This window comes from Williamsia sp. Y844 (assembly GCF_056786475.1).
In genome coordinates this window covers 2610495-2625536 of sequence record NZ_JBXCJB010000001.1, presented here as the reverse complement: position 1 = coordinate 2625536, position 15042 = coordinate 2610495, and the positions used below count along the sequence as shown (strand labels likewise).

The following is a 15042-nucleotide window of genomic DNA, read 5'->3' as shown; positions in this document are numbered from 1 at the left end:
CGGTCGCAACACATAAGTAGAAAGCACCGGCGTCACTCGCCGTTGTCGATGGTTCCAGCAGCAGAAGAAAATTGAGAGGGCAGTCATCATGGGTCGTGTAGAGGGCAAAGTCGCGTTCATCACGGGAGCGGCACGAGGGCAGGGGCGCAGTCACGCTGTCCGTCTCGCCGAAGAGGGCGCCGACATCATCGCCGTTGACATCTGCACAGACTTCGAGACCATCGGGTACCCGATGGCAACACCCGAAGACCTGGCAGAAACCGCCAGGCTGGTCGAGAAGCACGACCGGCGCATCGTGACCGTGCAGGCCGATGTGCGCGATGCAGCGCAGATGAAAGCCGCGGTCGATCAGGGTGTTGCCGAACTCGGCAGGCTCGACATCGTTGTCGCACAGGCCGGTATCGCCGGCATGAAGGGCGAGCCCCGGTGGCAGTGCTTCACCGACGTCATCAACACCAACCTGGTCGGCACCATCAACGCTGTGACCGCCGCCCTGCCCCACCTCAAAGAGGGTGCCTCGATCATCGCCACCGGCTCCACCGCGGCGCTGATGGACACCAGCAAGGTCGACGTCCCCGGCAAGGATCCCGGTGGCGTCGCCTACGTCTACTCCAAGCGCGCACTGACCGAGTTCATCCACAATCTCGCGCTGCACATCGCCCCGGAAGGCATCCGCGCCAACGTTATCCATCCGACGAACTGCAATACGGACATGCTGCAGAGCGAACCGATGTACCGTTCCTTCCGTCCGGACCTCGAGAATCCGAAGCGTGAAGACGCAGAGCCCGCGTTCGGCGTACAGCAGGCGATGCGGATCCCGTTCGTCGAGCCGCTCGACATCAGCAACATGGTCCTGTTCCTGGCTTCGGACGAATCCCGCTACGTCACCGGCACCCAGCAACGTGTCGACGGCGGCGGCTACCTGAAGTGGTACGGCGTCCACTTCTGATCGAAACCCCCAGCCCCAGCCCGCTTTACAACAACCCTCGAGGAGAACACGTGAAGGTGCAGGTCGATTCAGACAAGTGCCAGGGACACACGCTTTGCGCGATGATCGCTCCCGAATCGTTCGAGTTGAACGACATCGACGGACATGCGTCGGCGATCACCGAAGATGTACCGGCGGAGCACGAAAAGAGTGTCCGCGAGGCATTCGCATCGTGCCCGGAACGAGCAATCAGCATCACCGAGTAGTACACCCACTCCCCTGGTATTCGACTGCCCCGCACACCCGAAAGGACGGCGCCCATGACCGTTGAGGACGTCACCCAAGACGAACGTAAAACGCCCCGCTTCCAATTCGAAAGACATTCCCCCGGCTATCGCGATCAATTCGAGGCCGTCACCGAGAAGATGCAGTCGGAGTGTCCGATTGCATGGAGTGACACCTACGGCGGCCACTGGGTTGCCGCGGGTAACAAAGAGGTCTTCGAGCTGGCCCGCTGCCCAGTGGTGTCCACCGACCACGACGTCAACGGCACCGGGAACGGCTACAAGGGCATCTCGATCCCGACCCCGGACCGTGCCAACGGTCTTCGCGGCGGCATCCTCGAGATGGACGACCCCGATCACAAGAACTACCGCGCAGTCCTGAACCCGTACCTGTCACCGGCTGCGGTCAAGGCATGGATCCCGTTCATCGACGATGTCGTGCACGCCTGCCTCGACGAGAAGATCGAGTCGGGGCGTATCGACTTCGTCGATGAGCTCGCCAACATCGTGCCCGCCGTCCTGACGCTGGGCATGATGGGCATCCCGCTGGAGAAGTGGACGCTGTACAACGAGCCGGTGCATGCCGCCGTCTACACCCCGCCGGACTCCCCGGATATCGCGCGGGTCAACGAGATGCACAAGACCATGGGCATCGACCTGTTCACCAACCTTGCTGAGATCAAGGCGAATCCACGTCCAGGACTGATCAACGCCCTGGCCGAGGCGCGCCTCGACGGTGAGCCGTTGCCGGACATGGAGATCTTCGGCAACCTCGGTCTGCTCATCGGCGGCGGCTTCGACACCACGACTGCCCTGACTGCGCATGCGCTCGAATGGCTGTCGGAGAATCCCAATGCGCGTACGACACTCAGCGAGAATCGGGATGAACTACTCGACTCCGCCACCGAGGAATTCCTGCGCTACTACACCCCGGCCCCCGGTGACGGACGTACCGTCGCCGCGGACATCGAGATCGAGGGTAAGGAATTCAAGGAGGGCGACCGGTTGTGGCTGTCCTGGGCGATGGCCAACCGCGATCCCGAGGTGTTCGAGGATCCCAACGAGGTCATTCTCGACCGTGGTGCCAACCGGCACTACAGCTTTGGACTCGGCCTGCATCGCTGCGCCGGCTCCAATGTCGCCCGGACCGTTTTCAAGCGGATGCTGCTCGCCGTTCTCGACCGGATGCCGGACTACAAGTGTGATCCGGAGGCGACCGTGCACTACGACACCATCGGTGTCATCCAGGGCATGCGTCATCTGCCTGCGGACTTCACCCCGGGCAAGCCGATCGGCGACGGCTTCGACGCCACCCTCGTCCGGTTGCAGAAGCTGATCGACGACACCCGCTTGGCAGAGCCTGCGGTCATCGCGAAAGCGCGCGCCCAGTCAGCCGGATAGCCCAGTCAGCCGGATAGTCGGGGCAGGACAAACGATCTGACAGCGTAGAACAAAGAACCGAACAGGGGCCGCCACGCTGATGAAGGCGTGGCGGTCACTGTTTTAGTTCCAACAAGGAGGCACAGTGGCCGAAACGACAGGACGTCCCCTGCCGTCACTCACCAGCGAGAACGAGTTCTTCTGGACTTCGGGCTCCGATGGCACATTACGTATTCAGGAATGTCAGAGCTGCTCGTCGCTGATCCATCCACCACAGCCGGTCTGCCGCTATTGCCGCGGGCGGGAGCTCGCGCCCCGGGTTGTCTCGGGCTACGCCACGCTCATCGGTTTCACCGTCAACGAACGATTCCCGCTACCCGGCATGCCGACACCGTTCGTGATCGCCCAGGTCGCACTCGAAGAAGACTCCCGCATTCGACTGACCACCAACACAGTTGAATGCGACCCCGCCGATCTCGAACTCGGTATGCGCATGGAAGTTGTCTTCGAAAACCGCGAGGATGTCTGGTTCCCGCTGTTCCGGCCCGCCGCCGAGCAGGCCGCGCAGCCCGCCGCGGCCCCACGCGACGAAATCGAACCCGAAGACTTCCACAAGCACGTCCGTCCGATGGCCACCACTGAAAAGTTCGAGGACAAGGTCGCTCTCACCGGCGTCGGAATGTCCGAGATCGGCCGGCGCCTGATGATTTCACCGCTGGACCTGACCATCACCGCCTGCGAACGCGCGGTCGCAGATGCCGGTCTGACAATGGCCGACATCGACGGTATCGCCAGCTATCCGGGTTCCGGTAACGTCGGCGGGTTCGGTGAAGGCGGCGGGGTGATGGCCGTTGAGGCGGCCCTCGGTATCCATCCGACCTGGTACAACGGCGGCATCGAGACCTTTGGTCCCGGTGGATCGGTCATCGCCGCGATGATGGCTGTTGCCAGCGGACTCGCCACCCACGTGTTGTGTTACCGGACCTTGTGGGAGTCCACCTACAGCGAATTGATGAAGCAGGGCAAGCTCTCTCACTCCGGCGGGGGCCGGGTGAACGGCTACATCATGCCGTTCGGCGCCATGTCCGCCTCGCACACGCTGGCGATGAATGCGCAGCGCCACATGCACCGGTACGGCACCACGCGCGAGACGCTCGGTTGGATCGCCCTGAACCAGCGAAAGAACGCCGCACTCAATCCCACCGCCATCTACCGCGACCCGATGACCATGGACGACTACCTGTCGGCCCGCACCATCACCACGCCGTTCGGTCTCTACGACTGTGACGTGCCCTGTGATGCGTCGATCGCCGTCATCGTTTCGGCCAAAGACGCCGCGGCCGACCTGGCGAAGCCCCCGGTATACGTCGAGGCGGTGGGCACTCAGATCCTCGAGCGGATCGAATGGGACCAGAGCACGTTGACGCACGAACCACAGGTCCTGGGCCCGTCGGCCCACATGTGGTCGCGAACCTCGTTGCGGCCCAAAGATATCGATACCGCTCAGCTGTACGACGGCTTCAGCTTCAACTGCCTGTCATGGCTGGAAGCACTGGGCTTCTGCGAGATCGGCGAGGCGAAGGACTTCCTCGACGGCGGAAAGAACATCGCCATCGGCGGCGAAGTCGCCGTCAATACACACGGCGGTCAGCTCTCACACGGACGGACGCACGGTATGGGCCTGATCGCCGAGGCGATCACCCAGCTTCGCGGCGAGGGTGGAGCTCGCCAGGTGCCCGGTGCCAAGACCGCGATCGCCAGCAGTGGTGGCCTGACACCCGGCGGCGTGATGCTCTTGAGGTCGGCCCAGTGACCGCCGCAGAGATGACGCCCACCGCATGCGGCGACGTGCCGGTCGCGCAGATCGTCGACGTCGACGGCATCCCCTCGTCTGGCTTGCTCCTGGCTGCGCCTGATCCGCGTGGTGTCATCGTCGCGCTACACGGTGGCGCGTCCAAGGCGGCCTACTACGACTGCCCCGGGTTTCCGCGCCATTCACTACTTCGGGCCGGGGCCGCGAACGGCTATACCGTTCTGGCACTGGATCGTCCGGGTTACCAGGCCTCGTACGATTTCGGCGGCCGGTTCACCACCGCGGAGCAACGTGTCGACTGGGCTTACGCGGCGATAGAGGCGCATCTCGGTACCCGCCCGCGCGGAGCCGGCACCTTCATCTTGGCCCATTCGGTGGGATCCGAGCTGGGTGTCCGCATGGCTGCCGCCAACCCACGAGGAGACCTCCTGGGTCTCGAGGTCTCCGGAACCGGTCTCGAGCATCAGCCCCAGGCCGCCAGGGTTCTGGTGCCCCGACACAACGGTGACAAAAAGCCCGACGGTGCCGGAGTACGCGAACTGCTCTGGAACCCCGCGCGTCTCTATCCGGCAGAACTATCCGGTGGCGCCGCGATTTCGGCGGCAGGCCCCAAGTATGAGTACGAGGTGGTCCGGGATTGGCCGACGATCACGTTCCCGGACAAGGCCTCACAGGTCAAGGTCCCCGTGCACTTCACCGCCGGCGAGTTCGAGAACGTGTGGCGCCAGGATCCCGACGCGTTGCACGACATCGGCGCGCTGTTCAGCAACTCCCCCCGGGTCGTGGTTGAACAACAGTTCGACGGCGGCCACAACCTGAGTCTGGGGTACACCGCGAGGGCCTACCACCTGAACATCTTGTCGTTTGTCGAAGAGTGCTTCGACGACGCGAAACGTCCCAAATACTAGTCACTTTCAAGTAGAAGGAGTATCGATGCGAGTCGGATTCATCGGCCTTGGCAGCCAGGGCGGGCCGATGGCCCGCCGGATCGTGGAGGCCGGTTACGAGACGACGCTGTGGGCCCGGCGGCCGGAGTCGCTCGAGCCGTACGGTGACACCGCAGCGAAGTTCGCGGGGACTCCTGCCGAACTCGGTGCGGCCAGCGACCTCGCCTGCGTGTGTGTGGTCAACGACGCCGACGTCCGCGAGGTTGTCGACGGCGAACAAGGCATCCTGCGCGGGATGGCCGCAGGCGGTGTGATCGCCGTGCACTCGACAGTGCACCCGGACACCTGCCGTGAACTGGCCGCGAAGGCCGCCGAGCAGGGCATCTCGTTCGTCGATGCACCGGTCAGCGGCGGCGGAATGGGCGCGGCCGCCGGTACGTTGCTTCTGATGGTCGGCGGCGAGGACGACGTCGTCGCGCGGGTCCGCCCGGTCTTCGAAACCTACGCCAATCCTGTTGTGCACCTGGGCGAAATCGGTGCCGGTGAAGTCGCCAAGCTCCTGAACAACCTGCTGTTCACCGCCAACCTCGCCACCGCTTCCAGCACGCTCGCGCTCGGCAAGGCACTCGGCGTCGACCCGGTCCGGTTGGGCGAGGTCCTCGGTCACGGAACCTCGAACAGCTTTGCCCTGAGTCGTATCGCCGACAGTGGCGGCTCCGTCGACCGCATCGCACATCATGCCGGCGACCTGCTCCGTAAGGACGTCGGACTGGTCGCCAGCCTTGCCGACGCGGCCGACACCACGATCGGCGCAGTCCTGACCGCGGCCGATGCCACCCTGGTCCAGATGAACCACCCACGAGCGGAGTCATGATGCGTATCGGATTTGTCGGCACCGGCCGGATGGGTTTGCCCATGGTCCGGCGTCTTGTCGGCGGCGGCCACCAGGTGCGTGCCCTCGTCCGCAATGACCAGGCCCGTGATGACGTCACCGAAGCGGGTGCCGAGGCAGTCACCGACATCAGCGAAGTCGGCTTCGATGCCGAGATCGTCATCGTCTGCGTCTTCACCGACGACCAGGTGCGTGAAATCTGCCTCCAGGGTCCGCTGATCGCCGCGATGCCGCCGGGCTCGGTGCTGGTTCTGCACACCACCGGCAGCCCGGTCACTGCAGAGCTGATCACGGAGCGCGCCACACCCTTTGGCGTGCATGTCGTCGACGCCCCGGTCAGTGGCGGTCCACACAACATCGCGGCCGGTGGCCTCACGGTCTTCCTCGGTGGCGACTCCGAGGCCATCGACCGCATCCGTCCGGCCCTGCAGACCTATGCCGAACCGGCCCTGCATGTGGGGGCCATCGGCAACGGCCAGCGGGTCAAGCTGGTCAACAACGCATTGTTCGCGGCGCAGATCGGATTGCTTCGCGAAGGAGTTCGCCTCGCAGCCGAACTCGGCGTCGACGAATCCACCCTGCTCAGTTCGCTCCCCCACGGCAGCTCCAGCAGCCGTGCGCTGGACGGGGTGTCGTCCCGCGGATCGGTTTCCGCGTTCAGTGAAGCGGTGGGTGCGTTCGTCAGCAAAGACGTAACCGTTGTCCGCGCCGTCGCCCTCGAACTCGGTGGACAGCTCGGACTGATCGACGAAGTGATCGGCGACCAGTTCGGAGCCGTCAAACCCTGATCCGACCGAGTAAGGACTTCGTATGCAGATGACACCAAGCCACCACGCAGAACTGACGCCCGAAGCTCCGGCAATCGTGATGGGCATCAGCGGTGAGGTTGTCACCTATGCCCAGCTCGAGGATCGGTCGATCCGGTTTGCCCGGGCCCTGCGCGAGCGGGGACTGCAGCCGGGTGATCACATCGCGATCCTGATGGAGAACACTCGGTCGTTTCTCGAGATCACCTGGGCGGCTCAGCGTTCGGGGCTCTACTACACCGCCATCAACCGGCACCTGCGCACCGACGAGGTGCAATACGTCCTCGATGATTGTGGCGCGCTGGCGCTTGTTGCCAGTGAGTCTGTCGCCGGGGTGGTCGCCGACCTCGATCTGACCCGTCTTCGTGCGAAGTTCAGTGGCGCGGGGCAGATCGACGGTTTCGAGTCGTACGACGACGTCTTGGCCGCCACCGCGGGCACGCCCCTCGACAACGAGTGCGAGGGCCGCGAGATGCTGTACTCGTCGGGTACCACCGGACGGCCGAAAGGTGTCCGGAAACCACTGCCCGGCACCCCCTTCGGCGACCCGTCGTCGGCGCCGGTACTCATCGCCAAGGGCATGATCGACCGCAGTTCGAGCGGGAATGTCGTGTACCTGTCACCGGCGCCGCTCTATCACGGTTCACCACTGGTCTTTTCGATGTCCTGGCATCGGGCAGGCGCCGCCGTTGTGGTGATGGAGACCTTCGATCCACGCCGGTGCCTGGAGCTGATCGAGCAGTACGGTGTCACCGACGCGCAGTTCGTACCGACCATGTTCGTCCGGATGCTCCGGCTGCCGGCAGCAGATCGGGAACGGTATGACCTGACGAGTCTGCGTAGCGTCATGCATTCGGCCGCACCGTGTCCGGTCGCGGTGAAACGTCAGATGCTCGACTGGTGGGGCCCGATCATCACCGAGTATTACTCGGGTACCGAAGATGTCGGGGCCACGGCCATCACGGCTGCCGAATGGCTGGCGCATCCGGGTTCGGTGGGCCGGCCGATGCAGCCGTGCCACATCGTCGACGAGCACGGCAACGAGCTTCCGGCCGGCGCGTCCGGTGTTGTGTACTTCGAAGGCGGCCGCCCATTCGAATACCACAACGATCCGGAAAAGACCGCGTCTGTGGCAAACGCCCACGGCTGGCGGACGATCGGCGACATGGGCTACCTCGACGAGGACGGGTATCTCTACCTCACCGACCGCAAGGCCCACATGATCATCTCCGGCGGAGTGAACATCTATCCGCAGGAAACCGAGAACATCCTCGCCTCCCATCCGGCGATCGCCGACGCGGCCGTCATCGGGGTACCCGATGACGAAATGGGTGAATCGGTCAAGGCCGTTGTGCAGTTGGTTGATCCGGATGCTGCCGGTGACGAGTTGGCGGCCGACCTGATCGCCTACTGCCAACGAGAACTCGCCACCTACAAGTGTCCGCGCAGCGTCGACTTCGTCGACGAACTGCCGCGTGACCCGAACGGCAAGTTGTACAAACGCCGGCTCCGCGAACGCTACTGGGACGGGCACAACAGCCTCATCCTTTGACCGAAGACCCGAGTTAGTCCACAACAAAAGTTCATGAGGTGACCGATGCGCTACATCTTCCACTATCCAGAACCCAGCGGCCCCGAAGCCGATCTCTTTGCCGCCGGACCGATGGCCGATGTCGCGGTAGCGGTAGAACAGGCCGGGTTCAGCGGATTCTCGGTGAGTGAACATCCGATCCCCGGAGCGAAGTGGCTCGCCACCGGCGGACATCAGACGGTGGATCCCTTTGTTGCACTTAGCTTTGTCGCCGCTGCCACCACGCGGATCAAGGTCCTCACCTATCTTGCTGTCGCGCCCTACCGGAATCCACTGTTGCTGGCCAAGTCTGCGTCGACACTGGACACGCTGTCCGGCGGACGACTGATCCTGGGCCTGGGCACCGGCTATCAGAAGAGCGAGTTCTTTGCACTCGGTGTCGACATCAACGAGCGCAACGAGTTGTTCGACGAGGCGCTGGACGTACTGCCACTGCACTGGAGTGGCGAGGCATTCAGCTACCAGGGCAAGCACTTCAACGCGCGTGATGTGCGGTCCCTGCCCCGTCCGGTCTCCAACCCGATCCCGATCTGGGTCGGCGGCAACTCCAAACTGAGCCGCCGCCGGGTCGCAGAGCGGGCACAGGGCTGGATGCCGATGTCCGGTGGAGCCGAACTCAGCACCACCGCCCGCACCCCGGCGCTGGGGTCCAGTTCGGAACTGGGCGATAAGATCTCGGAGATGCGAGAGGCTGCCGCGGCCGCCGGGCGCACCGAACCGATCGACGTTCTCTACTCCTACCAGGCCGATGGACTGACAACTCCCGCCGTCGACGCCGACCGTCACCGCGAGAATTTTGCCGAGCTCGAGAAGGCCGGTGTCACCTGGATCGTTGTCTCCCACCCTCCGGCCGGGTCCTACAGCGAGACAAGCGAGTTCCTCGACGCTTTCGGATCGACATACCTGTCATGACCTGGTTCGAAGAACGCGCCCGCCTCGAGGGAACCGTAGCCGTGATCACCGGCGGCGCCGGAGGTCTCGGGGAGAGTATCGCCGCCGACCTCGTCGCCAACGGTGTTCGGATCGCCGTCATCGACATCGATCCCACTGCCGTCGAGGCGTTGCGTGAGAGTCTCGCCGACGGTGGCCACGAGGCAATCGTGCACCACGGTGATGCTCGCGACCCCGAGACGCTGGCCGCTTTGTTCACAGCTGTGGATGAACGCTGGGGACAATTGGACACCCTGGTGAACATCGTGGGCGGCACCTTCCGGAGTCCCTTCACCGAAAGCAAACCGAAAGGCTGGGACGCACTCCTGCGCACCAACCTTCACCACGTGTTCCACGCCTGCTCGTTGGCGATCCCCCGGATGCAGGCAGGCGGTCGCGGCGGCAGCATCATCAACATCACCACCATCGAAGCGCATCGTGCGGCACCCGGGTTCGCGGTGTATTCGGCTGCCAAGGCCGCGGTGGAGCAGTTCGCTCGCACTCTGTCGGTGGAGGTTGCGCCGGACCGGATCCGGGTCAACAACATCGCCCCCGATTTTGTGCCGACACCCAGCCTGGACAGGCTGGGCGGTGGCGGGACACCCGCGATGGCCACCCCGATCGGCGCCCGGATCGCCATCCCGATGGGGCGGGTCGGCCATGTCACCGATGTCTCGAACTGCGTGGTGTTCCTGGCTTCCGGACTCTCGGAGTACATCACCGGAACCACTCTGCACCCCGACGGTGGCACCCTCGCCTCGTCGGGATGGTTCAACTGGCCCGACCACGGTTGGGCCAACTATGCACCGGCTTCGGTCATGGACCAGACGAACTCGGACTGATCACACCGTGATCAGTCCGAGTTCGCCCAGCTTGCTTTCGTACGCTACTTGATGTCGGCCATGGACTTACCGACGTCGGCCAGCGTCATCGGTGTTCCGTAGTCGGTCGTGTACTTGTAGGCGGGGATGTCGCAGCGGTAGAGACCGTTGTCCGGCTTGAAATCTGCGGCCTCCCAGCCATCGGGTGTGGCCTGTTCGACGTTGAAGCAGGGCGACGGCGGAGCAGGCTGCGCCAGATTCTGCGGTGCGGTCAATCCGCCCCCGGTCCAAGCGGTTTCAGCCTTCGCGGCGTTATATACGCAGGTACGTGTCAAATCGTCGCCACAGCTGGCCGCGGACTTCGCGAACAGCAACCATGCCGACATTGCCCGGATGGCGGGCAACGTGATCTCCGCGTCCGGGGCGTACTTCTCGTACAGTGCCTTGAGCTGGGTGATGGCCGGCTCGTCACTGTCGAGTGGTGCCACGCCACCCATGTCGAGGTAGTTGTTCTGGAAGTCCAGAGAATCAGCTGCCAGCTCGATGAACTGCTGTCCATAGGCGTTGTTGTTCGTATCGATCCAGTCCAGCTTGTAATCGAGTGAGGTCAACACACTCTCGAGCTTGGCCAGCTGCTTGAAATCGCCGTAGAACTGGAGTCCCTTGACATTCTTGCTCTTGATCGACTGTGCGTACGGGGTCCAGTCCGAGACACCCATCGCGGGGTACAGGTCGTTGTAGACGTAGGTACCACCGGCAGCCTCGGTGGATTCGATGGCCTGCGCGCCAATATCTTTGGTCAACGGCGAGTCACCGTTGATGATTCCGATTGCATTGGCCGAATCCGGGTAGGCATCTTTGATCAGCCAGGTCCGGAACTGGAAGTAGGGGTCGTAGCCGACGGTCTGGCTGGGCGAAGCACTGACCTGCAACTCCGAACCGGTCACAGTTGGCTGTACGGTCTGGCCCGGGAAACTGGGCAGCCCGCAGGTCAGCCGTTCCTTGACCCCGAGCCCGTCCAGCGCACTGCCGCCACCGACGAGCGCGAAGTCCTCGCGGCAGGCGGCGATCATCTGCTGACGGGTTTCCATCAGCTTCGAGTCGCGGGTGTTCGCCACCAGAGTGCGACCGTTGATGCCACCGAGGTCGTTGCACCAGGACGTGAACACCTTTGCCGCGTCGACGAACTCAGGATTCTTGGTGAAGCCCACATCGGAGAACACCCCGACCTTGATTTCGCTGTCGGTGACACCCTGCGTCGGCGATCCGGTGGCCGAGCCGTCCTCGCAGACGTCGGTCAGGGAGCCGAAGTCGCTCGACACGGTTTCCGAAGACGCGGTTCCACCACCACCTCCGCCCTCGTCACCGTCGCCGCTTCCACGGTCGCTACTACATCCGGCAACAACAAGCAGTGCGGCGGCCGACACGGCCACGAGCATGCGATGCGGTTTCAACTGTTCCTCCTCGATCGTGACCCCCCGGTAGCGCGGAGCCTATCCCCGAGGAGCACCGGAGCGGAGCAGTTTGAAACTTTATCCTTATAAGGTTAACGAGGAATGATAAAACAGCGTCGCTGACCTGCCCCTTTTATAGGATGACCGGGCAGCTCGTAAAGGTCAGTACAGCCCGCCATCGACCCGGATCAACGACGACGTGGTGAAGCTCGACGCCGCGCTGGCCAGGTAGAGCGCAGTGGTCACGATCTCCGACGTTTCACCCGGACGCCCCGCCGCGCTGCGCAAACCGGTACGCGCATCGTCCCCCCACCCTTTGGAGATATCTGTCAGGAACGGTCCGGCCGAGATCGTGTTGACCCGCACAGTTGGGCCGTATTCGCGACCGAACACGCCCGCCAACGTGTTGAGCGCCGCCTTCGCCCCGGCGTAAGGACCGAAGTTCGGTGCCGGAAAGAGGGCGCCTGACGACGAGATGTTGATGATCGATCCGCCGTCGCCATCGGCCATCCGGCGGCCGACCAATGAACCAAGTCGGAACGGCCCCTTGAAGTTCACAGCAACAACCTTGTCGAAGAGCTCCTCGCTCGTCTCCTCCGACGACGGAGCCACCGGCGACAAACCGGCGTTGTTGACCAAGATGTCGATCTTGCCGAAGTGCGCGTACGCCGTCTCCACCAGTGCGTCGACGTCTTCCCACTTGCCCACGTGAGCACTCACCGGCAATGCCTTTCGGCCCAGCGCCTCCACGTCCCTTGCCACTTCCTCACATGCGGGCAACTTGCGACTGGCGATGACCACGTCGGCTCCGGCCCTGGCGAAGGCCAACACCATTTCGCGGCCCAGGCCGCGACTTCCACCTGTCACGAGGGCGACTTTGCCCTCCAACGAGAACAGATCAGCGAGTTCGGCTCCGGGCGCAGGGGTTGCATTCATTCAACGAGAATAGCATTCTGATTACTTAGATCGTGATTCTCACATCAATATTTCATAAGGGAGCCAGCTGATGCAGGGACTGCAGGACAAGGTCGTCGTGGTAGCCGGGGCCGCCACCGGACTCGGAGCGGACTCGGCACAGCGGCTGGCCAGAGAGGGCGCGAAAGTTGTTGTCGGTGACCTCAACTCAGAAGGTGCCGACACAACCGCCGCCGCGATCAACGCCGCTGGCGGCCAGGCGGTTGCCGCGCAGTTCGACATCGCCGACGACGATTCGGTGAAAGGGCTCATCGCGTTTGCGGTCGCCACCTTCGGCGGACTCGACGCCGTACACGTCAATGCCGGAGACATGGCCGCGGTCTCCAAGGACACCAACGTTGTGGACATCGACCTCGAGATCTGGGATCGCACCATCGCCGTCAACCTCCGTGGACACATGCTGGTCAGCCGGCACAGCATCCCTGAACTCCTCAAACGCGGCGGGGGATCGCTCGTCTACACGTCGTCGGTCGCATCGTTCGCCGGAGAACCCCAACGTCCCGCCTACGCCGCAACCAAGGCCGGCATCAATGCCCTTGCCCGCCACGTGGCTTCGGGCTGGGGCAAGGACGGTGTCCGGGCCAACGCGATCACACCCGGTCTTATCCTGACCGATGAGATCAAACAGGGCGCCGATCCGAAGATGCTGCAGGGCATGCTCCGCGGAACCCGCAGTCCCAGACTCGGTGAAGCCCGCGACATCTCGAGCATGATCGCCTACCTGATGTCCGAGGAGGGTTCCTGGATCAACGGCCAGGTCGTCAACATCGACGGCGGCACGTTCCTCCGCTGACCAACGCCCGTCGAGCGTGCCGTTCGGCACGCTCGAGGGGAGGGTTGGAAGCGCAGGGTCAGAGTTTGATGGTGACGCACTTGACCTGACTGTAGTGATGCAGTGCCTCAACGCCTTTCTCGCGGCCGTAGCCGCTGTTCTTCCAGCCGCCGAACGGTGTCTGAACGGATGCCGTCGACCAGGTGTTCACGAATACCTGACCAACCCGGAGACGATCGCTCACCGTCAGTGCGCGGGAGACATCTTTGGTCCACACCCCGGCAACCAGCCCGTAGTCGGAATCATTGGCCAGCGCAACGGCTTCGGTATCGTCGTCAAAGGGGATCACCACGACGACGGGACCGAAGATCTCTTCGCGGGCGATCCGTGCCGAGTTGTCGACACCGGTGTAGATCGTCGGGTCGATGTAGAACCCGCCGGTCTCGCCGGCAACGGTGGACACCGTGCCGCCTGCGGCCGGGTGCGCCCCATCGGATTCGGCGACCTTGAAATACTCCTGCACCCGCGAGAACTGATCTCGGGTGATCAGTGGGCCGATATCGCGGCCCACTCGCACGTTCGCGGCGCGGTCGACCAGCCTCCGCACCACCTCGTCATGGACCGAGCGGTGGACAAGCAATCGGGTACCGGCCGAACAGACCTGACCTGCATTGGCGGTGAAGGCCTGTAGCGAACCGGCCACGGCTGCATCGAGATCCGCATCGGCGAAGATGATGTTGGCCGACTTCCCACCCAATTCGAGGGTCAGCGGAATGATGCGTTCGGCCGCGATCTTCCCGATCGCCCGGCCGGTCGGAACCGACCCGGTGAAAGCGACTTTGGCCACCGACGGATGCTCCACCAGCGAGGCACCGGCATCGGGCCCGTTGCCGAGCACCACATTGAACACACCCGGCGCAAAACCCACCTCGGACGCCAACTGCGCCAGCCGCACCGTGGTCGACGATGTGGACTCAGACGGCTTGACCACCACCGTGTTCCCGGCAGCCAGCGCAGGAGCACATGCTCGCGACGCCTGGTTGAGCGGCACATTCCACGGCGTGATCACACCGACAACACCAAACGGTTCACGCCGCGTGTAGACATGCTGGTCCGGTGCGACGTCGAGGGTGTCACCGATCGGCATCCCGATCAGACCGCCGTAGAAGTCGAAGTAGGTTGCCGAACCCTCGACCTCACCCAGTGCGACCGACTCGGGTTTGCCGGTCTCACTGATCTCCAGCTGCGCGAGTTCCTTTGCGTTGTCGCGCATCGCACGTGCGAGGTCGGAGAACAACCGGGCGCGGGCCAGACCCGGCACCTGACGCCAGGCCTCGGCAGCCGATTCGGCCGCGGTGACCGCGAGGGAGATGTCTGCGGTGTTCCCGGCGGCGATCCGGCGAACCTCGTTGCCGCTCGCCGGATCTGTGACACCAAGGTATTCGCCTGCCGACGGCGCCACGTTGGCGCCGCCGATCCAGTGGTCGAGTTTTTGCACGTCTGTCAGGT

The 15042-nt window shown here is 63.7% G+C and carries 14 protein-coding genes; 11 read left to right on the top strand and 3 right to left on the bottom strand.

Features of this window, described 5'->3' with window-relative positions:
- The first annotated feature begins 88 nt into the window (after positions 1-88).
- From AC1TQG_RS12105 to AC1TQG_RS12060, 10 genes are all read left to right on the top strand, one after another.
- Entirely contained in the window at positions 89-949 is an 861-nt protein-coding gene (locus tag AC1TQG_RS12105) for a mycofactocin-coupled SDR family oxidoreductase (RefSeq protein ID WP_482137142.1), read from the top strand.
- A gap of 50 nt (positions 950-999) precedes the next feature.
- Positions 1000-1194 carry a ferredoxin gene (locus AC1TQG_RS12100; RefSeq protein ID WP_482137141.1) on the top strand — a complete coding sequence of 65 codons (195 nt, stop codon included), beginning with the start codon at positions 1000-1002 and terminating at the stop codon, positions 1192-1194.
- Positions 1195-1248: 54 nt separating this feature from the next.
- Positions 1249-2613 (top strand): cytochrome P450, encoded by a 1365-nt coding sequence (locus AC1TQG_RS12095; protein ID WP_482137140.1) that lies wholly within the window; start codon positions 1249-1251, stop codon positions 2611-2613.
- A 124-nt stretch (positions 2614-2737) separates the two neighbouring features.
- Positions 2738-4405, top strand: coding sequence for a thiolase C-terminal domain-containing protein (locus tag AC1TQG_RS12090; RefSeq protein WP_482137139.1), 1668 nt, complete (start codon positions 2738-2740; stop codon positions 4403-4405).
- Positions 4402-5313: an alpha/beta fold hydrolase gene (locus tag AC1TQG_RS12085; protein WP_482137138.1), complete on the top strand. Its 912-nt coding sequence runs from the start codon at positions 4402-4404 to the stop codon at positions 5311-5313. The genes AC1TQG_RS12090 and AC1TQG_RS12085 overlap by 4 nt, the downstream gene beginning before the upstream one ends.
- A gap of 25 nt (positions 5314-5338) precedes the next feature.
- Positions 5339-6166, top strand: a complete 828-nt coding sequence (locus AC1TQG_RS12080) for an NAD(P)-dependent oxidoreductase (RefSeq protein ID WP_482137137.1) — start codon at positions 5339-5341, stop codon at positions 6164-6166.
- The gene (locus AC1TQG_RS12075) at positions 6166-6972 is read left to right on the top strand and encodes an NAD(P)-dependent oxidoreductase (RefSeq protein ID WP_482137342.1); all 807 of its coding nucleotides are present in this window, start codon (positions 6166-6168) and stop codon (positions 6970-6972) included. Before AC1TQG_RS12080 ends, AC1TQG_RS12075 begins: the two co-directional genes overlap by 1 nt.
- A gap of 28 nt (positions 6973-7000) precedes the next feature.
- Positions 7001-8542 (top strand): acyl-CoA synthetase, encoded by a 1542-nt coding sequence (locus tag AC1TQG_RS12070; protein ID WP_482137341.1) that lies wholly within the window; start codon positions 7001-7003, stop codon positions 8540-8542.
- A 45-nt stretch (positions 8543-8587) separates the two neighbouring features.
- On the top strand, positions 8588-9493 hold the full coding sequence (locus AC1TQG_RS12065) for an LLM class F420-dependent oxidoreductase (protein WP_482137136.1): 906 nt from the start codon (positions 8588-8590) through the stop codon (positions 9491-9493).
- The gene (locus tag AC1TQG_RS12060) at positions 9490-10353 is read left to right on the top strand and encodes an SDR family NAD(P)-dependent oxidoreductase (RefSeq protein WP_482137135.1); all 864 of its coding nucleotides are present in this window, start codon (positions 9490-9492) and stop codon (positions 10351-10353) included. The genes AC1TQG_RS12065 and AC1TQG_RS12060 overlap by 4 nt, the downstream gene beginning before the upstream one ends.
- A gap of 44 nt (positions 10354-10397) precedes the next feature.
- Here the strand turns inward: AC1TQG_RS12060 and AC1TQG_RS12055 are convergent, their stop codons facing one another.
- Both AC1TQG_RS12055 and AC1TQG_RS12050 read right to left on the bottom strand, forming a co-directional pair.
- The gene (locus AC1TQG_RS12055) at positions 10398-11771 is read right to left on the bottom strand and encodes an ABC transporter substrate-binding protein (RefSeq protein ID WP_482137340.1); all 1374 of its coding nucleotides are present in this window, start codon (positions 11769-11771) and stop codon (positions 10398-10400) included.
- Between the two features lie 177 nt (positions 11772-11948).
- Positions 11949-12722, bottom strand: coding sequence for an SDR family NAD(P)-dependent oxidoreductase (locus tag AC1TQG_RS12050; RefSeq protein WP_482137134.1), 774 nt, complete (start codon positions 12720-12722; stop codon positions 11949-11951).
- 70 nt (positions 12723-12792) lie between these two features.
- Here AC1TQG_RS12050 and AC1TQG_RS12045 point away from each other — a divergent pair, with 70 nt between their 5' ends.
- Positions 12793-13554, top strand: a complete 762-nt coding sequence (locus AC1TQG_RS12045; RefSeq protein WP_482137133.1) for an SDR family NAD(P)-dependent oxidoreductase — start codon at positions 12793-12795, stop codon at positions 13552-13554.
- A gap of 58 nt (positions 13555-13612) precedes the next feature.
- Here the strand turns inward: AC1TQG_RS12045 and AC1TQG_RS12040 are convergent, their stop codons facing one another.
- Positions 13613-15031 (bottom strand): aldehyde dehydrogenase family protein, encoded by a 1419-nt coding sequence (locus AC1TQG_RS12040; RefSeq protein ID WP_482137132.1) that lies wholly within the window; start codon positions 15029-15031, stop codon positions 13613-13615.
- Positions 15032-15042: the final 11 nt, after the last annotated feature.

Excerpts from the sequence above, each read along its gene's own strand:
- AC1TQG_RS12105 (WP_482137142.1), top strand. The coding sequence starts at position 89 with ATGGGTCGTGTAGAGGGCAAAGTCGCGTTCATCACGGGAGCGGCACGA.
- AC1TQG_RS12095 (WP_482137140.1), top strand. The coding sequence starts at position 1,249 with ATGACCGTTGAGGACGTCACCCAAGACGAACGTAAAACGCCCCGCTTC.
- AC1TQG_RS12080 (WP_482137137.1), top strand. The coding sequence starts at position 5,339 with ATGCGAGTCGGATTCATCGGCCTTGGCAGCCAGGGCGGGCCGATGGCC.
- AC1TQG_RS12075 (WP_482137342.1), top strand. The coding sequence starts at position 6,166 with ATGCGTATCGGATTTGTCGGCACCGGCCGGATGGGTTTGCCCATGGTC.
- AC1TQG_RS12070 (WP_482137341.1), top strand. The coding sequence starts at position 7,001 with ATGACACCAAGCCACCACGCAGAACTGACGCCCGAAGCTCCGGCAATC.
- AC1TQG_RS12065 (WP_482137136.1), top strand. The coding sequence starts at position 8,588 with ATGCGCTACATCTTCCACTATCCAGAACCCAGCGGCCCCGAAGCCGAT.
- AC1TQG_RS12060 (WP_482137135.1), top strand. The coding sequence starts at position 9,490 with ATGACCTGGTTCGAAGAACGCGCCCGCCTCGAGGGAACCGTAGCCGTG.
- AC1TQG_RS12055 (WP_482137340.1), bottom strand. The coding sequence starts at position 11,771 with ATGCTCGTGGCCGTGTCGGCCGCCGCACTGCTTGTTGTTGCCGGATGT.
- AC1TQG_RS12050 (WP_482137134.1), bottom strand. The coding sequence starts at position 12,722 with ATGAATGCAACCCCTGCGCCCGGAGCCGAACTCGCTGATCTGTTCTCG.
- AC1TQG_RS12045 (WP_482137133.1), top strand. The coding sequence starts at position 12,793 with ATGCAGGGACTGCAGGACAAGGTCGTCGTGGTAGCCGGGGCCGCCACC.